Annotated in this window: 20 protein-coding genes; 9 read left to right on the forward strand and 11 right to left on the reverse strand. The window is 58.4% G+C overall.

Features of this window, described 5'->3' with window-relative positions; genetic code table 11:
- From IIA05_02300 to IIA05_02330, 7 genes are all read right to left on the reverse strand, one after another.
- On the reverse strand, positions 1–193 hold a 193-nt coding region (locus IIA05_02300; protein MCH9025930.1), incomplete at its 3' end, for a hypothetical protein.
- A 442-nt stretch (positions 194–635) separates the two neighbouring features.
- Positions 636–1,628: a class I SAM-dependent methyltransferase gene (locus IIA05_02305; protein ID MCH9025931.1), complete on the reverse strand. Its 993-nt coding sequence runs from the start codon at positions 1,626–1,628 to the stop codon at positions 636–638.
- A gap of 54 nt (positions 1,629–1,682) precedes the next feature.
- The gene (locus IIA05_02310; protein ID MCH9025932.1) at positions 1,683–2,795 is read right to left on the reverse strand and encodes a DegT/DnrJ/EryC1/StrS family aminotransferase; all 1,113 of its coding nucleotides are present in this window, start codon (positions 2,793–2,795) and stop codon (positions 1,683–1,685) included.
- Entirely contained in the window at positions 2,788–3,990 is a 1,203-nt protein-coding gene (neuC, locus tag IIA05_02315) for a UDP-N-acetylglucosamine 2-epimerase (hydrolyzing) (GenBank protein ID MCH9025933.1), read from the reverse strand. Before neuC ends, IIA05_02310 begins: the two co-directional genes overlap by 8 nt.
- Before the next feature lie 61 nt (positions 3,991–4,051).
- A complete protein-coding gene (locus IIA05_02320; GenBank protein MCH9025934.1) occupies positions 4,052–5,413 on the reverse strand; it encodes an amidohydrolase family protein in 1,362 nt (453 codons plus the stop codon).
- Positions 5,414–5,482: 69 nt separating this feature from the next.
- Positions 5,483–6,664, reverse strand: a complete 1,182-nt coding sequence (locus tag IIA05_02325) for an OmpA family protein (GenBank protein ID MCH9025935.1) — start codon at positions 6,662–6,664, stop codon at positions 5,483–5,485.
- 116 nt (positions 6,665–6,780) lie between these two features.
- The gene (locus IIA05_02330) at positions 6,781–8,688 is read right to left on the reverse strand and encodes a metallophosphoesterase (GenBank protein MCH9025936.1); all 1,908 of its coding nucleotides are present in this window, start codon (positions 8,686–8,688) and stop codon (positions 6,781–6,783) included.
- A 136-nt stretch (positions 8,689–8,824) separates the two neighbouring features.
- Between IIA05_02330 and IIA05_02335 the strand changes: the two genes are divergently transcribed.
- On the forward strand, positions 8,825–9,571 hold the full coding sequence (locus IIA05_02335; protein ID MCH9025937.1) for a hypothetical protein: 747 nt from the start codon (positions 8,825–8,827) through the stop codon (positions 9,569–9,571).
- Positions 9,572–9,605: 34 nt separating this feature from the next.
- On the forward strand, positions 9,606–9,926 hold the full coding sequence (locus IIA05_02340) for a hypothetical protein (GenBank protein MCH9025938.1): 321 nt from the start codon (positions 9,606–9,608) through the stop codon (positions 9,924–9,926).
- Between the two features lie 67 nt (positions 9,927–9,993).
- Here IIA05_02340 and IIA05_02345 read toward each other — a convergent pair whose 3' ends face one another.
- Complete coding sequence (locus tag IIA05_02345; protein ID MCH9025939.1) at positions 9,994–10,806, reverse strand: amino acid ABC transporter substrate-binding protein; 813 nt, start codon at positions 10,804–10,806, stop codon at positions 9,994–9,996.
- Between the two features lie 351 nt (positions 10,807–11,157).
- Here IIA05_02345 and IIA05_02350 point away from each other — a divergent pair, with 351 nt between their 5' ends.
- On the forward strand, positions 11,158–11,781 hold the full coding sequence (locus IIA05_02350) for a DUF1579 family protein (GenBank protein ID MCH9025940.1): 624 nt from the start codon (positions 11,158–11,160) through the stop codon (positions 11,779–11,781).
- Between the two features lie 12 nt (positions 11,782–11,793).
- On the opposite strand, the gene IIA05_02355 is transcribed toward IIA05_02350, so the two are convergent.
- Together IIA05_02355 and IIA05_02360 are read right to left on the reverse strand one after the other, a co-directional pair.
- Positions 11,794–12,309 (reverse strand): DUF192 domain-containing protein, encoded by a 516-nt coding sequence (locus IIA05_02355; protein MCH9025941.1) that lies wholly within the window; start codon positions 12,307–12,309, stop codon positions 11,794–11,796.
- Positions 12,302–12,463: a hypothetical protein gene (locus IIA05_02360; protein MCH9025942.1), complete on the reverse strand. Its 162-nt coding sequence runs from the start codon at positions 12,461–12,463 to the stop codon at positions 12,302–12,304. The genes IIA05_02355 and IIA05_02360 overlap by 8 nt, the downstream gene beginning before the upstream one ends.
- Positions 12,464–12,542: 79 nt before the next feature.
- Here IIA05_02360 and IIA05_02365 point away from each other — a divergent pair, with 79 nt between their 5' ends.
- From IIA05_02365 to IIA05_02390, 6 genes are all read left to right on the forward strand, one after another.
- On the forward strand, positions 12,543–13,385 hold the full coding sequence (locus IIA05_02365) for a methylated-DNA--[protein]-cysteine S-methyltransferase (protein MCH9025943.1): 843 nt from the start codon (positions 12,543–12,545) through the stop codon (positions 13,383–13,385).
- 91 nt (positions 13,386–13,476) lie between these two features.
- A complete protein-coding gene (cysK, locus tag IIA05_02370; protein ID MCH9025944.1) occupies positions 13,477–14,418 on the forward strand; it encodes a cysteine synthase A in 942 nt (313 codons plus the stop codon).
- Positions 14,419–14,544: 126 nt separating this feature from the next.
- A complete protein-coding gene (locus IIA05_02375; GenBank protein ID MCH9025945.1) occupies positions 14,545–15,678 on the forward strand; it encodes an efflux RND transporter periplasmic adaptor subunit in 1,134 nt (377 codons plus the stop codon).
- Between the two features lie 9 nt (positions 15,679–15,687).
- The gene (locus IIA05_02380) at positions 15,688–16,380 is read left to right on the forward strand and encodes an ABC transporter ATP-binding protein (GenBank protein MCH9025946.1); all 693 of its coding nucleotides are present in this window, start codon (positions 15,688–15,690) and stop codon (positions 16,378–16,380) included.
- Complete coding sequence (locus IIA05_02385; GenBank protein MCH9025947.1) at positions 16,367–17,575, forward strand: ABC transporter permease; 1,209 nt, start codon at positions 16,367–16,369, stop codon at positions 17,573–17,575. Before IIA05_02380 ends, IIA05_02385 begins: the two co-directional genes overlap by 14 nt.
- A gap of 1 nt (position 17,576) precedes the next feature.
- Positions 17,577–18,776 (forward strand): ABC transporter permease, encoded by a 1,200-nt coding sequence (locus IIA05_02390; GenBank protein MCH9025948.1) that lies wholly within the window; start codon positions 17,577–17,579, stop codon positions 18,774–18,776.
- A 17-nt stretch (positions 18,777–18,793) separates the two neighbouring features.
- On the opposite strand, the gene IIA05_02395 is transcribed toward IIA05_02390, so the two are convergent.
- Entirely contained in the window at positions 18,794–20,863 is a 2,070-nt protein-coding gene (locus IIA05_02395; protein MCH9025949.1) for an EAL domain-containing protein, read from the reverse strand.
- Positions 20,864–20,994 lie beyond the last annotated feature (131 nt).

The following is a 20,994-nucleotide window of genomic DNA, read 5'->3' on the forward strand; positions in this document are numbered from 1 at the left end:
TGATAGCAACCGGTGATGGACCTTCGACGTCGACCCGCTTGATGCGGGATCCGGTGACCTCGATAAGTCCCTGTTCAGCAACGTCCTCGTCGTCCTGGGCAAAAGCCATGGACGGTATACTCGCAAAGGATGCTGCCACACCGGCCGTCAATGCGTAACGCACTGCGTCCTGGATGGGATTTCGCTCTTTCATAAGTCCTCCTCAGGGAGAGGTTAGTAGTTTTGATAACGACGGAAGATTCCGCTATTACCCCTAAGCCAACTAAGAAAACGCCGAATTCAAAAAACAACGGATTCCGTAGTTGCGGCGATACTAGCACAACAAAGCCAGAAAGAAATAACTTGTGGTAAAAAAATTACAAGCCTTGAGACCCAGTCAAAATCAGGCAACCGAGGCACTCGCTGGGGCAACTCATACCCGTGGCGTCAGCAACTGTACGCCAATTGAGAAACTTGGCAAAGGCCTTTTAATTCAATAACTAAGGAGTTCGATACGGGTTTGGTTTTCGGTTGGGAATTCCACTCGAAGCAGATCGACAGACTTTGTTGCAGATAAGCAACAGCCGGCAAGAACCCACTGCGGAATTGGTTGCTGTGGCAACAAAGCAACATCCAGCGCGTTTTTCGCGCTCGAATCAGGCGCCGATGGGGAGCGATGCCCGGAGCATCCTCCCGGCCAACAATTCCTGATCCTGGTAGATGTCCACCAGCGGCTCGGTCAGAAAACCCTGCGCCTCGAATAATGCGATGATCTCCTGGCCCTTTCGTTCGCTTACCGCGGCATTTTGCAAATCGTGCAAGCGGGCCAGGTTGGCATCGAGCTGCAGCCGGTATCGGGCAAGCAAGGCAAGAACATCGGGACCCAGTTTCCGCTGCTGGCGAAAACAATCGCTGACCGATTTCAGCGCGTTTTGCAGGATCCGGGGATCGGGTGTTTGTGAGACCAGCGATTTCAGGTCGGTTGCCGATCGGTTTAGTCGTTCGCGGCTTTCTTCGGCCGCGGGGTCGCCGGCCAGCAAATGCGCCTGGTCGGCGGAAACATTGCTCATATGCTTTAGGAGATCGGCCGCGTGATCGAAAAATCCACTGTTTTCCAGTAGCTTGCCCAGCCTCAGTTCTTCGGCCGCGGTCTGCAGGACCACCGAGTCTGAGTGATGCATCACAAACAACAGGCGCGCTCCAGGGGCGCAAACCCGGGCCAGTTCGGCGACGGTTTGGCTAAGCGGCGTGTACTCCAGCGCATATTGGCCGCTGACCATATCGATACTGTTAGCGGGCAGGCCGCAGTCCTCGGCCGGCGTTTTTGAATAAAAACGGATCGCCGCCAGGCCGTCTGCATTCGATTTCACCATTGCCAGCGGGTCGATGTCCGCCTGATCGATCGCGTGTATCGAAAAACCGCTTTGCCGCTCGCCGGAAATGCGGCTGGCGATCAGCGCGATCGCCCCGTTGCCGGTCCCGATGTCCAGAATCGTCGCGTTGCCTTTGGCAGAGCGGAAAAATTCCTCCCAGACCTGGCGCAGCTTCCCCTGGTAATTACCGTCAAAGGCGTCTGCGCAGGAGGTCAGGAAGCCGTGACGCCAGTAATCGTCCCAATGCGATGTATCCTTGTCTGCCGCCTTTGTCATGTCTGTCCGGGCCGATCTCTGTGCGGCAAAAAACCGGCTCCTAAGATAGCACTATCACCGGCTGGCCAGAATCCGTGCCAGTTCGTCAGCCACCGTTATCTGCTGCCGTTCCGTTATTGCGGGGAACAAAGGCAACGCAATCGTCCGGCCTGCTATGGCTTCCGTTGCCGGCAACGACCCCCGGGGGACCGGGTAGCGTTGGCGGTAGAAATCAAGCAAGTGAACGGCCGGGAAGTAATCCCCCAATTCAATGCCTTTGCGAGCCATCCCGGCGATTAGCCGATCGCGCCGCGGTCGCGGGGCGTCCAGGGTGAGGACATAGACAAACCAGGCAATGCGACCGTGCGCGCAGTCGCGCGGCGGCAGGCTGACGCCGGGTAGTCCTTCGAGCAGCCGGTGGTAACGGGCTGCCGCTGTACTTCGTCGTTCCAGGAACTCATCCAGCCTTTCGAGCTGGCCCGCCCCAAGCGCACAGGCGAGTTCGGCCAGCCGGTAATTATGGCCCAGCCGGTCTGCCAGGAAGCCGTCCGCTGTTCTTCCCTGGTTCCTGAGGGCGCGGCAGAGCGCCAGTAATTCAAGGTTCCGGCTGACGATGGCGCCCCCTTCGCCGGTAGTGATGAGTTTGTTGGGATAGAAGCCAAAAACACCGCAATCGCCCACACTGCCGACCGGCCTCCCGTTGCTGCTTGCGCCCAGCGCTTCGCAGGCGTCTTCGATCAGTCGCAGATTGTGGGCCCGGCAAAACTCAAGTACCGGGTCCATGGCAACCGGCCGGCCAAACAAGTGGACAACGATAACAGCCCTGGTCCTGTCGCTGACGCAGCGCGCCAGGTCTGCGCAGTCCATGTTCATGGTGTCGCGGCAGATATCGATAAAAACCGGTGTCGCGCCCCGCCTGACTATCGCATTGACCGTCGCGACGAAAGTAAAGGACGGCGTGATGACCTCGTCGCCGGGCCCGATATCCAACGCTTGCAGGCACAGATCCAATGCTGCGCTGCCCGAGCTGACCGCCACCGCACCCGGACAAGCGCAGCGTTCCGCGAGCGCGGCCTCGAATTCGTGCAACCTGGATCCCTGGCTCAGGCGGGTGCTACGCAACACCTCGGCAACGCCGGCAATCTCCGGCTCGGAGATATCGGGTTGCGCCAGGGGAATTTCAGCCATGGCCGGGATTGCGCTGTTCGGTCAGTACAGGGTCCGTGCAGGCGGGCACGTTTTTCTTTATCAGCAGTTCTTGTTTTTCCGGCAAACCGGCAATCAAGCTGGCGATCTGGCGTCCGGCGGTGCCGTCGCCATAAGGGTTTTGCATGTCGTACAACGAGGCCCGGAAAGTTTCGCTGCTGGCTTTGTCGATCGCGGCACGGATTTGGTCCGCTTGCGCCGGGCAGTCGATGATGTTGTCCGCGCGTTCGCGCCCCTGCTGGCGTATACCGATGTTGACCGCCGGTAATTTCAACGCCGGCGTTTCCATGATCCCGCTCGAGGAATTACCGATAAGAAAAAGGCTGTGCTTCAACAGCCCCCAGTAATCCAGGTGAGCCAGGTTCACAAACAGGCTGGCATTGGCGTTGCGCCGGCAGAAATCACGGGATTGCCGGATCAGCTTGCGGCTTCCCGCGTCCGCATTCGGGAAGCAGATGATCTTGGCAAGGGAAATATTTTCCAATGCGCCGAGCAAGGCAATGGCATCGGCTTCCGGGTCCGCCGCCAGCGTGACCGGGTGTACGGAAACCATGCAATAAGGCTGATCGAGATCGATTGCCAGTCTTTCACCGAGCTCGGCCGGGCCAGGGATCGTGGCTTCACGCAGGTGATCCAGTGACGGCGCACCGACCTGGTGTACGCGCCAGGCCTCTTCCCCCAGCGCCAGCACCCTTTGCTTTGCCATGGCCGTCGGCGTGAAATGGACGTGGCTAAGCTTGGTCAGGGCGTTGCGGACCGCATCGTCGATCGCGCCCTCGCTGATCTCGCCGCCCTCTATATGGGCGATCGGAATCCGCAGCGCCAGCGCGACGCTGGCCGGCGCCAGCATTTCGTATCGATCGGCGATGACCAGCACCAGGTCCGGCCGGTCGCGGGACAGTATTTCAGTCAGCCCCAGCGTCGCCAGTCCTATGGATTTGCTCATACCGACATCGCTGTCGGAACTGAGCAGGCACTCGACCGTTTCATCGACGGTAAAACCCTGGCGCTTGATTTCATCGGCGGTCGAGCCAAATTCGGGCGCCAGGTGGGCGCCCATAACGACCAGTTTCGGCTCGATCCGCGGGTGGGCCAGCATCTGCCGCAGCGGCCAGTGCAGGTGGCCAAAATCCGCTCTTGACGAGGTGATGACCGCGACTCTCACAGGCTGGCTCATCTCAGGTCCGTTGCCCGCGCGCGCTGGTGTTCCACGGGTATGGGAAGGCGCCATCCTCGATCTATCGTAGCGCCCAAAAGGCCAGTCCCTGGCTGATCTGCTCATGGTCAAGCCACTGGCCCTTGAGCATGACGCCCCTGATTTTTCGTGTATTGCTGATATCTGCGAACGGATTGGCTTCGAGCAGGATCAGATTCGCAGACAATCCCACCCGGACACGGCCAAACTGGTCTTCGGCGCCGAAGTAGCGGGCTGGATTGACAGTTCCGGTCCGCAACGCCTGGTAAGGCGTCAGACCCGCAGCGACCAGCAATTCGAGTTCCTGGTGAGCAGCGACTCCGGGCACGTTAAAAACCTGGGGGGCGTCAGAACCCAGCAACAGGCCCGCGCCCTGGTCGTGCAGGGCTTTGATGAGCTTGCGGCGGAGCGCGATAAACTGCTCCGCGGCCGCCCGATCGTAACCGGGATCGTTGAGTATCGCGTTTTTGCTCTTCGACCAGCTCGCGAGTGTAGCCGCCGGGACATAGGCCATTTCCGGCCACAGGGACATTTCCGAGGCAGCCGGCGGCAGGACCCAGTGCTCCAGAAATGTTTGTGTCGGGACGATCCAGACACCCGCCTTCGCGGTCGCACTGGCCAGCGGCTCGATCCGGGCTTCGTCGATCAGGCCTGCCAGCCCCAAACCGAACAAGCCATTGGCTGCGTCGGGATAGGCCGTGTCTTCCGGAACCAGCGCCTGCAGGTAGCCGTCCAGGTGATCGATGCTGGCCTGGCCCAGCCGCAACGCTTCGGGCACGCCGACCAGCAAGCCGACATGACCGGCGTAGGGGATGCCGAGTTCGTCGGCCACGCGATCGATCGCCCTGAATTCGCGCAGATTCAGCCCGGGGTGAAGTTTGACGAAGTCAAAGCCCGCGGCCTGCTGTTGCCTGACCTTGCTGCCCGCGTCCGCGGGGCCGTTAACGCTGCGGCCGTTCAGCGATGGCCCGGAGGTGTAAAGTCGAGGGCCGAATCTGTGCCCCAGCGCCAGTTGCCGCCTGAGATCCAGGTGATCCGCCGCGCCCAGCATGCCCCTGACTACAGTGATGCCGTGGGCGACATTGAGAAAAAGGATTCGGTCCAGGTTGTCCGGATCGGCCAGCCCCGGAATATGTGCGTGCATTTCCGCCAGCCCCGGCATCAGGTAGAGGTCATCGCCGCGGATTTTCCGCGTCCCCGGGGGCAGCGGGATTTCATCGGCCGGACCCATTTTGCTGATGCGGCCTTCTTCGATGATTACCGTTTGCGATGCCAACACGACTTCGCTATCCATCGTCAAAACATTGACATTGACGAACGCAAATGGCACAGACGCGGCGCTGGCGTAATCGCTGCCGAAGGCCGCAATACCCAGCAGGAAAACAGTCAGCAACCGAAAAATCATGGCCTGGGTCTCACCGCAAGTACAAAGAGCCCCGGCGGCCAGACGCCACCGGGGCCGAACGCATAGCGCCTACTCGCCGAGTATGCGCAAGGTAACCCGGCGATTTTCTGCGCGGCCCGCGGCCGTCGCATTGCTGGCGATCGGGTTGCTTTCGCCATAACCCCTGGCGCTCAGCATGCCGGCGTCGACCCCATGGCTGACGAGGTAGTTCATGACAGACTGGGCCCGGCGCCCGGACAGGTTCTGGTTATACGCGGCCGATCCGGAACTGTCGGTGTAACCGGCAACTTCGACTCGCAGATCGCTGTTCTTCAGTAGCGTGGCCGCGGCGTCATCGAGACGCGCCGACGAATCGGCGGTCAGGTCAGCGGAATTGGTCTCGAAATTAACCCCCCGCAGGTGGATTTCCTCCTGCAATTCGCAACCGCGATTGTCGACCCGCGTGCCAGCCGGCGTGCCCGGGCAGTTGTCCATATAGTCGGCCACGCCATCGCCATCGCTGTCGAGAGGGCATCCGCGCCCATCGACCGGTGCACCGGACGGCGTATCCGGGCAGCGGTCAGCGCCATCGACCACCCCATCGCCGTCGGCGTCATATTCGCATCCGTTCGCCTTGACGGCTCTGCCGCGTGGCGTGCCCGGGCATCGATCAGCGCCATCGGCCACGCCATCGCCATCCGCATCGCTGGGTGCGCTCGGCGCGGGCTCTGCGTGGGGAGAGCCAAAAGGAATCTGCAGACCGATCATCGCAACCAAATCGTTGGTCGAGCCGTTCGGGGCGAAGAACTTTCTCAGTCTCAGTTCAGGGCGCAACGAGACGGTGCCGCCGCGGCCCAGATCGATCAGCAAGCCCATGCCGATCGAACCTGTTTTTTCACGAAAATTAAGGGCCGGATCGGTACTGTCGATATTCATGGCGCCCAGCCCCAGCAAAAAATAGGGCGACCAGCTTGCGTCACGGAACCAGACTCGCAGGAAGTTCAGCTCCAGCTCGCGGATATCCTGATCCGCGCCCCCGCTGCCGGGGTGATTGACACTGGTGTACATCAGTTCCAGATTCACTTTGTCGGTCAGGGCGCGGCCAAAGCCAACGGCAAAACCGGACTCGTCTTCCCGCGGTTGGCCGTCGGCTACCCATACGCCGATGGCTGCGGGTGTCAGATACCACTGCCCGGCCTTTTCCTCGGCCAATGTCACGTTTGCCCAGATCAGGCCGATGCACAAAAACGCAAGAATTCTGGAAAGTTTCATTGGGTAGCTCCCCGGCTGTTGCAGGTGATGGTGTCCCGCAATCTGTGTGTTGCGATGGCGCCAACAGTCATTGATGGCGTGATAATAACCGAATTTTCTTGCCGGTACAGCGTGGATCAGGGCGAGAGAATTTCGGCCCAGTTATTGATCAGGCTGTCACGGCGCCTCAGCAAGGCGCGAATCTGGTCGCGGTTGATATAAGCGCCGAGTTCGGCGCTCAACTGCTCGGCATCCAGCGCGGCAAGCCGGTCGGCCATTTCCCGGGGCATCTTCAGCTCGCGCTCGCGCACGTACGGCGGTTTGTTGCGATAGGTTCGGAAACTGCGCGACTGGTCTATCAGTTTGAGCATCCAGTCGCCTTGCGTGTAAGTGACATTCTGTTGCGTGCGATCATCGTTATAGATCAGCGTGTCCCAGACATACATCAGGTCGTGTTGTGGTTGCAGCGGACACCAGCCATTGGCCTTGATCTTCTCGCGGTTTTTTTTCAGCAGGCTGATCAATCCATCCATCCAGAAAATCAGCGCGCCATCTTCGCCGTTTATGTTGCGCTCGACCGCAACCGGGACCATATCGAGACCCAGCATGCGGTCCAGCCGGTAAGCGGCGATTTCATACTGCCAGCGGTCTGAGACGTTCAGCATGCGGTTTTTATTGGGTCCGCGGCCGCGGCGAATTTCGGTCGACTCGGTCTTGAATATCGCGTCCAGTTGAACGCCGTCTTTTTCCAGGGTCAGGCGAGTCGGCAGGGTGACGCCAACGGGGATTGCCTCGCTGCCGATTACGCTCGCGGTACGCAAGAATTCCGCCAGCTCGTCATCCGACATATTGTTGGGCCGGGCGCCCACTTTTCTTGTTTGCACGTACGGGGATTCGAGGCCTTCCCGATCGAGGTAGCGGACCCGCAGACCATGCTCGTCGATAATCAGTGCGGCGGCGCTGCCGCCGTAGTGCGAAGTCAGCATGCCGGTATCCAGCAGGACGATTCTGCCGTCATCCCGGCTTTCAACTTTTCGGCTCGTTGTTGGCGTGTGTCCGAGTACCGCGCGTTGCACCTGCTGAGTCTCCAGCGCTCGCCTGGTGTTGCTGCTTTCGCTGAGTGGATAGCACAGCGCGCTGCCGCGATACCAGAGCGGGCCGTCGGCGTTGAGTGCCACGCCTTCATTGGCAGCCAACAGGCTGCTGGCGGCGAGACGAAACTCTTCCCTAACATCTTCGTCGGCTGCCAGGATCGTCGCAATGGCGATTACATCCGGGACGTTTTGTTTCGAAGAGACAAAACCTGCTTTGTTCAATGCATGCCATGCTTCCGCGTATAGTCGAATTTCCGCCAACATGGTTTGGTTCAGTTCGCCTAACGGCATTTCGCCGATCACCGGGGCCAGCCCGCCGTGCACGAAAAGCGTATCGTTGACGACGAGTACTACGGATTGTTCAAGCAGCCAGTTGCCGTACTTGCCCTGCGGCGAGAAAGCCTCAAGACGGGCAAAATATCCGGCCGGGAATTGTCGATCGAACTCCGCCCTTGTTTGATCGCTGGACAGGGTCGCCTGATCACGCTGGCGCTGATAATTGGCGTATGCGGCCTGGCGTTGTGCCACTGTTTCCTCGCCGGCAAATTCGGCAATCTCCTGTTCAGACACGTATCGCCAGTCACCGATCATGTTCATTACTTCGTGATTGCCCAGTGCCAGCAATACTTTGCCGCCGGCTTTGCCAGCCTGTGTCTGCAATGACATCAGCAGATCCAATGCCGCGCGCGATGCCGGACCGCGATCCACGATATCGCCAAGGCTGACCAGATAACTGTCGCCGCCGGACCAGTTGCCCTCGTCGTCGATGATGTCGGTTTGCCTCAAGATGCTGGCCATGTCCTCGTAGGCACCCGAAACATCGGCAATGACGACCACGCGGGATACACCGGAATACCTCGCTTCTGGATTATCCTCGGCGATTGCCTGGCCAACGGCCAGCACCATGATCGCTAGATGGAGGAACAGATTGAGCAATGGTCTGCGGGTCATAAAATTCAACCGTCGGTAAGCCGTTATTGATAACGTCACTGAGTAAGGCTAGGCGAAGCGAAGCGTTTTTGCCATAGTCTGGACGGCTGCGGGCGGATTTGGAGCGCAGGTGAGCTGATATGAGGATGGATTCACTATGAACCGAGTAATCGTTTTGCTGCTTTTAGGTCTTGCGGCCTGCGTTTCGCTGGCGGAACCGGTCAATGTTAAGGTCCGCGTCCTCGCTAACGACGCCAAGTTCGTCGGCACCAGCATGGGCGGCGTCAGGGTTGTCATTAGCGACATCGAAAATGGCGTCGTGCTGGCCACTGGGATCACCCGGGGCGAGACCGGGGACACCGGGCTGATCATGCACCAGCCACGGGCGAGAGGCGCGTCCATCATCACCGACGGAGCCGCGGTTTTTAGCGCCAGTATCGATATCAGCCGGCCGACCAGGGTTCTGGTCGAGGCCAGCGGCCCGCTGGGGTTCCCGAATTCCATGGCGCAGATCAGCGCAACCCACTGGCTGATCCCCGGCCATGACGTCGCCGATGGGTGGACCATGACTTTGCCGGGTTTTGTCCTCAAACTGATCGATATCCCGCGCAAGGCCGGCCGGGGTGACGATATCCCGGTCCATGTGAAGCTGGTCATGATGTGCGGTTGTCCGACCGAGCCAGGTGGGCTGTGGGATTCCGATCAGTACACGATCAAGGGCCAGATATGGAGCGGAGACACGGTGGTTTCTGAAGCCGACCTGGAGTACACGGGGAAAACCAGCCATTATCGCGCTGCCATAACGGCGACAGAGCCTGGCGTGCTGGAACTGCTGGTTTATGCTGTGGATACCAGCACCGGGAACACGGCCGTTGTGAAAGCGCCGCTGCTGGTTGATGAATAAGCCACCGAGATTTTTTTTGTGGCCTGTAATCGGCATGTCGGTGGCCGTGTTGGTGGTTGGCTGCGAGTCCATAGGGCGCACCGACTTTGAACGCCATAGCATGAGCAGTCTGAAAGTCCTGCCCGGTAGTGACGATGGCCTGCTCCTATTCGAAGCCAACACCAGCGCCCAATACCCAGACAGCCCCAGCGGGGATATCCAGCGCATGAAGTGGGCGGCCGACTGGATGGAAATCCGGGGATTTTGTCCGCACGGTTTTGCGGTGGAATCGCGTCGGCGCTATACGCCTGCGGATGACAACCCGTTTCGATACCACTTGCGTTACGAGCTGCGCTGCCTGTCGCCGGCCGAATAGCGACGATTCATGAATCAGCTGCCCGGGCCCTCACCAGGAATCCGCGATCCTTGGTCAAATATACGGGCTATTGCAGGTATTTTTCGAGCAAGGCTGCATAGCTGCCATCGCTCTTTTGCTCCCGCAAGGCGACGTTGATCGCGTCGACAAGCGATTGCTCGACCGATGCTTTTGCGAACATCAACCGTACCTCCCTGGTCTTGACGGCGATTGAATGGGCTTCTACTTCTTCGGCCAGCCCTTTCTTGCGAATGACCGCGGCGGCGACGAATGGGTCCTCGAGGAAGCCGTCCGCCTCAAAATTGATCAGGTTTGAGAAATTCATTTCCGAGATCGGTACGCTGATAAACAGGTCCTCGTATTCAGGGTGGTCCTGCAAAGCTGTAATTTCCTCACCATAAAGGTATTGGGATACCACGCCAATCCTGAAACCCTGCTCAAGCAGATCGCCCAGGTTGTCAGCCTGGAATCGTCCTTTTTCTCCGGCGCGGACAAAGAGCACGAAAGTCTCATCGCGATAGGGGTCCGAGAACATGGCGAATTCGGCTCTGCCCTCGGTCCTGGTTGCGCCCGGCAGCATATTGATATCGCCCTTCTTCAGCATTTCGAGCAGACTGGCCCAGTCACTGGCCAGGAACCTGGTCTTGCAGCCGATTCTGGCGGCAATTCCCCTGATCAACTCGACATCCAGTCCACGCAGCTCGCCGCCGAGATCCTGGTACTGGTATGGCTCCCACGGGTTCCAGCCTACGACCAGCGTACAATCTTCCGCGGGTTCCGGCGCGGGCACGGCTTTGCCCGGGCTGGGGTCAACGCCATCGCATGCGGCCAGTGTGAGCAAGAAAGCAATAATTAACGAACAGTCGGCGATTCGTCGCATAGTGGCCTCCAGGATTCATCAGACACCGACAGTAGTATCCCTTTTGTGCTTTTTTCTGCCCTGCGATCGTGACTACTGCTGATACCAAGTATAGGACACAGACTAATGATTTTGGGGTGCCCGGCCATTGATCTGCGTTGACATGGGCAGTCTTGGCGGACAGCAGGATTCTTTCATGAGCGATGCAGCATTTGATGCGGATCTGATTTGCCGCTATGGCGGTCAGGAGCCCCGCTATTCATTTTCCAGGCGGTAGCAGTGTTTTAACGACGGATTCCGTCCAGATACCGCAATTAGGGAGTATTCGGTCTGCTCGCTTGCTATGTTGGCCAGGACCAGACGGGAAGAAACATGAAAAAGTCGCGAGCCCTTTTTCCAATAGCACTGCTGCTGCTGTCGCCGGCAATTTACGCGGTCAGTGTTCCGGCAATCCATGCCGGCCTTTATCCCAGCGAACGCCACGCCCGCATGGCGGACCTCGATTACCTCGTTGGAATCTGGGAGATGACCAGCCGGGAGACGATTTCCGGCGGCCAGTATGCCGAAGCGAGCGGTATCCGGTCTTGTGTGTGGGTGCTCGATCGCACGGCAATTCGGTGCGATGACATATTTACCCATGTTCGTGCGACCAACGGGTTTCCCGATCTTTACGAACCCAGGGACAGGCTTTTCTATATCACGTTCAATGAGCAGGACGGCAATTACGAGTTTCTTTACATGAGCGCGCTGAGCGCCGAAAAAAACATTTTCCCGGCCGAGTTCGATATCGGCAGCAAGACCTTGTTGCACGAAATTCCCGGTGAGTCCCCCGGGCAAAGCGGGGAGGCCATGCAAGGTACGTGGCAAAAACTTATCGATGACAACCAGATTCGCGAAGAATACTGGATGATGTCCGGCGACGGCGGCACCATGGAATCGATAGAAATTACGTTGCGGAGAATGGTCGGCGGCGACAGGGACGGATTATTTTTCTGATCGCCGGTCCGGTCAGTCGCTGCCAAAGTACCTGCTGATCACCCGATCGCCCGGCTGAATTCCGTATTTGTCCGCTACGCCGGCGTTGAGTTCGAGCACTGCCAATACCGGTTCGCCAGACACAATGCTGTCAAGAGCATATGGCTCGGTTTCTTTTTCGATCCGGGCAATGGTGCCGTCCCGCCTGATAAACAACATGTCCAGCGACAACAGGGTGTTTTTCATCCACATGCTGATATTGTGAGGTTGTTGATATACGAACAGCATCCCCTGGCGTTCGCCAAGCTCATCGACAAACATCAGGCCACGCGCCTGCTGTTTCCCCGACAAGGCAAGAAATACGGATATTTCCAGGCTGCGGCCAGCCCGAGTCTCGATCCGGATCGTCGTTTGCGTGAAGCCCTCGATACCATCGGCGTCGGCCGGGCATGCCAGCAGAAAAAAAACGCCAGCCACCACGATAAAAGTGCGGCTGACGTTCCTTGCAAGAGTCTTTTTGTGCTCGAATCGATTGCTCGCTTTAGTCATTCCCCGATTCTACCAGCAGCGTCTTGGCGACGCGTCCCCGCATCGTGCCCAGCCCCCTGGCGCCGTGCATAACCAGGGTCAGCATGCCAATAGTGTAAACCGGCCGGCGCGGCATGCGGACGCCGTGAAATGATCCATTAATTCTCCCTTCCACCGGCGACCGGACTTTGCCTGCCGCAGGAAACAGCAAATTTCGGGTGGCCGGGGTTTCGTTCTGAGGCTAGAGTAAGGCTATGAATCAACCAGTGACTAACCTTGACCCAAGAAACCACGAGCGCATCGCCGCCGCGATCGGATTTATCCTGGACCATTACCAGGATCAGCCGCGGCTGGAGGATATCGCGAAACATGTGGGTCTGAGCAGCTGGCACTTTAACCGTCTCTTCAGGAGCTGGTCCGGGGTCACGCCGAAGCAGCTGGTGCAGTTCCTGTCGCTGCGCGCCGCCAAAGAAAGCCTCGACCGGCAAGCCAGTATCCTGTCGGCATCGCTGAATGCCGGTCTGTCGGGACCCGGCCGCCTGCATGACTTGTTTGTCACCATAGAGGCTATGACCCCCGGCGAATACAAAAATGGCGGCGCCGGCCTGGTTTTGGACTATGGATTCTCGGCAAGCCCTTTTGGCGATGTGTTGCTGGCCGGTACGCGGCGCGGTCTGAGTCACTTGTCGTTTGTCGATCAAGGCGCGGATGGCGCTGCCGATGAGCTGGGCAAAGCCTGGCCGAATGCGACGCTGGCAAGAAATGACCAAAGCATGTCCGCGCTTGCCCGGCAGATTTTTTCAGGCGGGGGGAATGCGTTGCATCTGCGGCTCAAGGGTACGAACTTTCAGCTGCAGGTCTGGCAGGCGCTGCTGAAAATCCCCAGCGGCAACCAGACCAGTTACAGCGAACTGGCCAAGACCATTGGCAGACCGAACAGCCACCGTGCGGTTGCCAATGCGGTCGGCAGAAACCCGGTGGCCTGGCTGATCCCCTGTCACCGGGTGCTGCGGGCGAGCGGCGCGCTGGGCGGATACCGGTGGGGAGTGGACCGCAAGGCGGAAATCCTGACCTGGGAGCTGGCACAAAAGGTATGAGGCCACGATGAGCCGTGCTCGCTTGGTCAACTGGCGAAATGGCCGGTCGGCTGCTATTTTTAGGCAGTAGCGATAAAAAAAAGGCCAGGTCATGATTTACCCGGATATTCTCGCCACCGTCGGCAACACACCGGTGGTCCGTATCAACAAACTCGCGCCCAAGCACGTTGATATGTACGTCAAGTGTGAGGCATTCAACCCGCTGTCTTCGGTCAAGGATCGTTTGGCGATGGGGGTCATCAACGACGCGGAGCGCAAAGGCAAATTAAAGCCGGGCCAGACCGTTATCGAGGCAACCTCGGGAAACACCGGGATCTCGCTGGCGATGGTTTGTGCGGTCCGCGGTTATCCCTTCGTCGCGGTGATGGCCGAGAGTTTTTCGGTTGAGCGGCGCAAGCTGATGAAAGCCCTCGGGGCGAAGGTCATTTTGACGCCAGCGGAGTTACGCGCGACCGGCATGGTAAAATTGGCTGAAGAACTCGCGGAAAAAAACGGCTGGTTTTACACCGAGCAATTCGATAATCCAGCCAATCCGGAATACCACCGCAATACCACCGGCCCGGAGATACTCAGGGATTTTGCCGATATGCCTCTGGATTACTGGGTCACCGGTTATGGGACCGGTGGGACGATAACCGGCGCCGGCCAGATTTTGAGGGCGGCGCGGCCGGGAATAAAAATCATTGCGGCGGAACCTGAAAATGCGGCATTGCTCGGCGGAGGCGAATGGCAGCCACACACCATCCAGGGGTGGACGCCGGACTTCATGCCCTCGGTACTCGACAGGAAAGTCATCGATGAAGTGGTCACGATAGGCGATGTCGAGGCCAGGGAAATGGCGCTCGAGCTGGCGCAAAAGGAGGGAATTTTCTGCGGAATTTCAAGCGGAGCGACCTTATGCGCTGCATTGAAAGTTGCCGAAAAGGCTGACGAGGGATCGGTTCTTCTGGCCATGCTGCCCGATACGGGCGAACGGTATTTGTCCACGGTATTGTTTGAAAACATCACCGAGGAATCGGATACGCTGGACTGACAGACAATTCGATACTCGAAGTCAGTCAATACCGACTCCGATTTTCAGTTATGTTTTTTCCATGTCTGGGCGTTCGAATGCGTGTAGAACAACCCTAAGTCCGCCAGGCTCCTAAAGGGGAACTGCATGAGAAAAGGTTTCAAACGACTTTTATGGATTGCTCCGGTCATCGCCCTGGTGTTCGTTTTTGTGGTTTTGTCACGGCCTGGCCCACTGAAAGTCGCGGTTGCCGAGGTCGAGCGCAGCGATGTCAGGTCTTCGGTGGCCAATACCCGGGCTGGTACCGTTGTCGCCTGCAGGCGGGCATTGCTGGCGCCGCAAATCGGCGGGCAGATAGCCAATTTGTACGTTACGGAAGGAGATGTGGTCAAGCAGGGCGAGCTTCTTCTGGAACTGTGGAACGATGACCGCAAGGCGGAATTGCTGCTGGCGGAAAGAAGTATCCGGGCCAGCCGGGTCCGGGCGGAAGAGGCGTGCACGATCGCCGCCACGGCAGACAAGGAAGCGAAGCGGCTGACGCGTCTGCTGAGCCAGGGGCTGGCATCGCAGGAAGATACCGAGGCGGCAGTGGGTCGCGCCGATGCAACCGAAGCCGGTTGCCGTGCGGCCCGGGCGTTGATCGATGTGAGTGAAGCGACGCGGGATATTGCGACCGCATCACTGGCGAAGACCCGGCTCAAGGCGCCATTCGCGGGTACCGTCGCCGAGATCAATGGTGAAATCGGCGAATTTGTTACGCCATCACCGGTGGGTATTCCCACACTGCCGGCCGTCGACCTGGTCGACAACTCGTGCCTGTACATATCCGCCCCGATAGACGAGGTCGATGCACCGGCCATACGGGTTGGCATGCCGGCGCGTATCACGATGGATGCGTTTCCCGGACAGTTTTTCGCGGGTCATGTCCGGCGGGTGGCGCCGTATGTGCTCGACCTCGAAAAACAGGCGAGAACCGTCGAAGTGGAGGCGGAAATCGATACCATCCCGGCGGACCAGGTGTTGTTGCCGGGATACAGCGCTGACCTGGAGATTGTCCTGGCCGAGCGTAAAGCTACCCTGCGGATTCCAACGCAAGCCATCGACGACGGCCGAGTGCTGGTGCTGGGAGACGACGGCATCTTGCGGGAAAGATCGATTTCGACCGGTATCGGTAACTGGGAATATACCGAAATCCTCGACGGCCTGGAGGCCGGGGAGCGAGTCGTCGTTAGCGTGGATCGTGCCGGTGTCGTAGCGGGCGCGGTCGCCCAGGCGGAGTAACCGAGCAGTATGATCCACCTCGAGAAAATCAACCGGATATTTCAGGTTGGCGATCAACAGGTCAGGGCGTTGCACGATATCGACCTGACAATCAGGAGCGGGGAGTACTTGTCGATCATGGGGCCGTCCGGTTCCGGCAAGTCCACTTTGCTCAATATCCTGGGATTGCTCGATCAGCCCAGCTCGGGGAAATACCAGCTCGATGGCCAGGAAACCACGCAGATGGGTGACGAACAAATGGCCCGAATACGCGGCGGGAAAATCGGTTTTGTATTCCAGTTTTTTCACCTGATCGGCCGTCTCAGCGCCGCGGAGAACATAGAATTGCCGCTAATAATTGCGGAAGAGGCGCCCGCGAAACGAAAACCGAAGGTACAGGAAATATTGCACAAGGTTGGCCTGGAGGACCGTGCCGACCACCGGCCCGACCAGCTTTCCGGTGGCCAGCGTCAACGGGTCGCGATAGCCAGGGCGACCATCACCAGGCCCGATATGCTGCTGGCCGACGAACCGACGGGAAACCTGGACAGCGTCTCGGGTACCGAGGTCATTCAGTTGATGGAAGAGATGAATAACAGCGGGCTAACTGTGCTTGTCGTTACCCACGACCCGAATGTCGGCGATCGCGCACGCCGGAAGATCGAAATGATAGATGGCGCGATCGTTGCCGATACCTCGCAGCGGGCCCATGAGAATACCTGACTTGTTGCAGCTTGCGTCAGGCGCCTTGCTGCGCAGGGGAGCCCGCGCTGGAATGATTCTACTCGCGATGGCGATTGGCGTGGCAGCGGTCATCGTACTGACCGGGCTGGGAGAGGGTGCGAGACGATATGTCAGCGATGAGTTTGCCTCGCTTGGAACCCATTTGCTCATCGTCATACCGGGCCGCGCCGAAACCACCGGGGCAGGCGCTGCCCTGCTCGTCGGCGAAACACCCAGAGACCTGACCTTGGACGACGCCCGCGCGCTGGGTCGCAGCCACGCCATCGAAAAATATGCGCCCCTGGTTGTGGGCTCGGCAGCCGTCAGTTACCTGGGGCTGGACAGAGAGGCGCCGGTCCTGGGATCGACAGCGGAACTGCTCGAGGTCCGCAACTGGAAAATGGCGCAGGGCCGGTTTCTGCCGGACGGCGATATCGATCGCCCCCAGTCCGTTGCCGTTATCGGCGCCAACATCAAACGAGAACTGTTTGTAAATACCAACGCGCTTGGCAAATGGCTGCGCGTGGGTGACCGCCGATTCAGGGTCATCGGGGTCTTGTCTTCCGAGGGCCGGGCGATCGGGATCGACGTCGAGGAGCTGGTTATCGTGCCGGTCGCCTCGGCGCAGATGCTTTTCAACAGTGCGTCCTTGTTCCGAATTCTGGTTCAGGCACGGTCGCGGGACGCAATGCCTGCAGCGAAAAAATTCATCCTTGCAACGATAGCGCGCAGGCACCAGGGCGAAGAGGACATTACCGTCATTACCCAGGACGCTGTACTCAAGACCTTCGATAAAATTTTTGTCGCGCTAACCATGACGCTCGGCGGCATCGCGGCGGTCAGTTTGTTGGTTGCCGGTATCCTGGTGATGAACGTCATGCTGGTCGCGGTTACCCAGCGTACGGCGGAAGTGGGTTTGCTAAAGGCCATCGGTGCCCGGTCGCGTCAGGTTCAGCGCCTGTTTCTTACCGAAGCCCTTTTGTTGTCGTTTACCGGTGGTTTACTCGGGCTGGTGATTGGCTACGGCGGCGCCTGGTTTCTGGGTATCGTCTACCCCGCGCTAACCTTCATGCCGCCATGGTGGGCGGTCGTGGCGGCAATGGTGACGGCTCTTTTCAGCGGCCTGTTTTTCGGTTTGCTGCCAGCCCGCCGGGCTGCAAAAATGGACCCGGTGCAGGCGCTTCGGGGCGGTTGAGATGAGAACCGCGGATATGGCACGGCTTGCAGGTAGCGCAGTGACGGCGCATCGCCTGCGCTCGGCGCTGACCACGCTCGGAATCGCAATCGGGATTTTTGCGGTGGTCCTGTTGACTTCCATCGGCGAGGGCATTCATCGCTTTGTGATGTCCGAGTTCACGCAGTTTGGCACCAATATCATTGGCATCAATCCCGGCAAGGCGACGACCATGGGTGCGTCGATCGGCGTTTTTGGCAGTGTTCGTCCGTTGTCCATCGATGATGCCGAAGCGTTGCGGCGCCTGCCTTATGTCGAGAGTGTCGTGGCCATGGTTCAGGGCAATGCCGAAATTGAGTTTGGCCGGTTGCAGCGTCGAACAACCGTTTACGGCGTTTCACCGGATTTTCCGACAGTGTTCCGGTTCAACGTCGCCAGCGGCAGTTTTTTGCCGCCGGATGATCCCCGCAATCCGCGTGCGGTAGCGGTACTCGGTAGTAAGCTGGCCAACGAGTTGTTCCCGAAAGAGAGCCCGGTGGGTGCGCGAATCCGGGTCGGTGGTGACCGCTACCGGGTTGTCGGTGTCATGGAGCCAAAGGGCACGATGCTGGGTTTCGATCTGGACGATACGATTTTCCTGCCGGCTTCCCGTGGCCTTGACCTTTTCGGCCGCGAAGGGTTGATGGAAATCGATATTCTGTACGCTGAAAATACACCGGTAGACGAGCTGGTCTCCGGCATCAGGCGGCTGTTGATTGCACGTCACGGTGGGGAAGACGTGACCATTACGACGCAGCAGCAAATGATGGACGTGCTTGGCTCGGTTCTGGGCGTGCTGACCTTCGCGGTCGGCGCGTTGGGTGGTATTTCCCTGCTGGTCGGTGGGGTCGGAATATTCAGCATAATGACGATATCGGTAAGCGAGAGAACCAACGAAGTGGGATTGCTCAGGGCGTTGGGAGCCAGTGAAGGACAGATACTCACGCTGTTCCTCGGCGAGGCCATTCTGTTGGCGGCTGCGGGCGGGTTTGCGGGGTTGGTGCTCGGTTGGGGTGGCGCGTGGATGATCAACCTGCTGATTCCCTCGATGCCGGTCCACACACCGCTGTATTTCGTTTTTCTGGCAGAGTTTGCCGCGATCCTTATCGGGTTGGTAGCTGGTGTTGCGCCTGCACGCCGCGCCGCTGCGATGGTCCCGGTGGAAGCGCTACGGACCGAATGAACAGGCCCTGGCAGTCGTTATTTTGACGGGACAATCTGATCGATAGGCAACGGCCGGCTGATTGCATATCCCTGCGCAAAGTCCAGTTTTAATTTTTGCAGTCTTTTGATGACTTTTTCGGACTCCACATGCTCGGCAATCGTTTTCTTCTGCATGGCATGACTGATTTCGTTGATCGATTTAACCATCTGCCAGTCTATTTCGTCGTCCCCCATACTGCGCACAAAGACGCCATCGATCTTGACATAGTCAACGGCAAGATTTTTCAGATAGGCGAAGGAAGAAATTCCATTGCCAAAATTATCGAGTGCAAACTCACATTCCTGGCCCTTCAGTTTGCTTATGAACCGGTTGGTTGCCGAAAGATTTTCCGTAGCGATGTTTTCGGAAATCTCAAAGCACAATTTCCGGCCGGGGATGCCACTTTCGCTGATTTGCCTGGATAACGAGTCGGCAAAACCCTTGTCGGCAATCGAATCAGCCGACAGGTTTATGAAGAACTTGCTGTTGTCGTTCATCAGCCGGCTGTTTTCCGTCAGCCAGGCCAGCGCCTTGATGATAATCCAGCGGTCCATGCGAATGGACAGGTTGTAGCGTTCGACTGCCGGGAAGAAAGCGCCTGGCGGGATTTCCCGGCCGTCCTCATCCAGCATCCTGACCAACAACTCATAATGGAAAAAATCGGCGTTATCTGCCAGCGGCTTGATCGGCTGCGCTGCCAGATGAAAGCGGTTTTCCTGCAGCGCTTGCTTGACTCTGGCCACCCAGCCGAGTTCACCCATTCTTTGCAGAGCAGTGGAGTCGTCCTCGACGAAAAGATGGACACGGTTTCTTCCGGAATCCTTGGCGCGGTAACAGGCTGCGTCGGCAGCGCCCATAACTTCGCTGAGACGCCTCCGCTCTGGCGAGATGGGCACGATTCCGATGCTGGCGCCGATCGTATGAATCTGACCACTCCAGGAAAAGCGGAGTTCATCGACCATAGTCCTCAGGCCTTCGGCAACGCGAACCGCGTCCTCTTCGCCGCAGTCGTGAAGTATCAGCGCAAACTCGTCGCCACCCAGTCTACTGAGCGTATCGCCGTGCCGGACCCGAGACTGCAGTTGCTCGGCGACCTGCCGCAGCAATTCATCGCCCGCAACATGGCCGCAGTTGTCGTTGATTTCCTTGAAACGATCAAGATCCATATAGCAGACTGCGTGCGGCCCTGGCTGGACGTGAATGTTATCCAGCAAGCTCTGCAGGCGGCGCTCGAATTCACGCCTGTTGAACACGCCGGTCAAAGGGTCGTGACTCGCTTCATAGGAAAGTTGGGCCGACTGCTCGTGAGTTTCCGTAATATCTGTCAGTGTTCCCTCGAAATAAGTCAGCCGGCCTTGTTCATCGGTTTCTGCGCGCGAATTCTCGAGTACGACAATCTTGCTGCCGTCTTTTTTTCTCAGGACCAACTCCGCGTTGCGTATCTTCCCATCCTCGTCAATTGCCTTGCGCCAGTTGGTCCGGTCTTCGGGATACATATATACATCCCGGGTAATATCCAGTGCGAGCAATTCATCTTCGGAGTCATAGCCCAGCATTCTGACCAGTGCCGGGTTGGCTGAAATAAAGCGGCCTTCAGGGCTGGTTTGGAAGACACCGGCGACGACGGATTCGAACAATTCCCGATACTTGGTTTCCGATGCCTGCAGTTGCTTGAGCGTATGTGTTCTCTCCGTCGTATAACGCAAACTGCGGGTAATCAGGTCCTGGGTCGCCGTCTGCCAGTTGATGTACTCGATGGCGCCCTTGGCGACCGTATTCTCGCCAAGCGCTTCTTCCTGCTTGCCGACCAGCGTAATCACCGGGATCTTTGCCGACCAGGACTGGAGCATCATGTAAGTTGACAGCCCCTGGCTGTCAGGAAGATTGATATCGAGTAGTACGACCGCCGGGTCATGGTCTGTCAGGCTGCCGAGCGCCTCGTCCAGCGTACCGCTCATTTCAATTTGGTAGTCTCGACCGGCCGGTGTCTCGAGCGCACCGACCACCAGGTCCTTGACCCTCCGGTTGTCTGTAATCAACAGGACTAGGGACTGCTCTTGCTGCACCGCACATTATCCCTTTGTTGAGCATGCCGATCGGGTGTTCCGGGTCTGAGCATACCGAATTCCCCTTTAAATGCGACCCAATTTTCCTTTTCCAACAAGGGTCCTCAGGCATCCGGTGGTTGTACGCCGTA

The organism is Pseudomonadota bacterium (assembly GCA_022572885.1).
GTDB lineage: Bacteria > Pseudomonadota > Gammaproteobacteria > Steroidobacterales > MnTg04 > MnTg04.

Bases quoted from the DNA above. Each gene is read 5' to 3' on its own strand.
- IIA05_02305 (MCH9025931.1), bottom strand. From the start codon at position 1,628: ATGACAAAGGCGGCAGACAAGGATACATCGCATTGGGACGATTACTGG.
- IIA05_02310 (MCH9025932.1), bottom strand. From the start codon at position 2,795: ATGGCTGAAATTCCCCTGGCGCAACCCGATATCTCCGAGCCGGAGATT.
- neuC (MCH9025933.1), bottom strand. From the start codon at position 3,990: ATGAGCCAGCCTGTGAGAGTCGCGGTCATCACCTCGTCAAGAGCGGAT.
- IIA05_02320 (MCH9025934.1), bottom strand. From the start codon at position 5,413: ATGATTTTTCGGTTGCTGACTGTTTTCCTGCTGGGTATTGCGGCCTTC.
- IIA05_02325 (MCH9025935.1), bottom strand. From the start codon at position 6,664: ATGAAACTTTCCAGAATTCTTGCGTTTTTGTGCATCGGCCTGATCTGG.
- IIA05_02330 (MCH9025936.1), bottom strand. From the start codon at position 8,688: ATGACCCGCAGACCATTGCTCAATCTGTTCCTCCATCTAGCGATCATG.
- IIA05_02335 (MCH9025937.1), top strand. From the start codon at position 8,825: ATGAACCGAGTAATCGTTTTGCTGCTTTTAGGTCTTGCGGCCTGCGTT.
- IIA05_02340 (MCH9025938.1), top strand. From the start codon at position 9,606: ATGTCGGTGGCCGTGTTGGTGGTTGGCTGCGAGTCCATAGGGCGCACC.
- IIA05_02345 (MCH9025939.1), bottom strand. From the start codon at position 10,806: ATGCGACGAATCGCCGACTGTTCGTTAATTATTGCTTTCTTGCTCACA.
- IIA05_02350 (MCH9025940.1), top strand. From the start codon at position 11,158: ATGAAAAAGTCGCGAGCCCTTTTTCCAATAGCACTGCTGCTGCTGTCG.
- IIA05_02355 (MCH9025941.1), bottom strand. From the start codon at position 12,309: ATGACTAAAGCGAGCAATCGATTCGAGCACAAAAAGACTCTTGCAAGG.
- IIA05_02365 (MCH9025943.1), top strand. From the start codon at position 12,543: ATGAATCAACCAGTGACTAACCTTGACCCAAGAAACCACGAGCGCATC.
- cysK (MCH9025944.1), top strand. From the start codon at position 13,477: ATGATTTACCCGGATATTCTCGCCACCGTCGGCAACACACCGGTGGTC.
- IIA05_02375 (MCH9025945.1), top strand. From the start codon at position 14,545: ATGAGAAAAGGTTTCAAACGACTTTTATGGATTGCTCCGGTCATCGCC.
- IIA05_02380 (MCH9025946.1), top strand. From the start codon at position 15,688: ATGATCCACCTCGAGAAAATCAACCGGATATTTCAGGTTGGCGATCAA.
- IIA05_02385 (MCH9025947.1), top strand. From the start codon at position 16,367: ATGAGAATACCTGACTTGTTGCAGCTTGCGTCAGGCGCCTTGCTGCGC.
- IIA05_02390 (MCH9025948.1), top strand. From the start codon at position 17,577: ATGAGAACCGCGGATATGGCACGGCTTGCAGGTAGCGCAGTGACGGCG.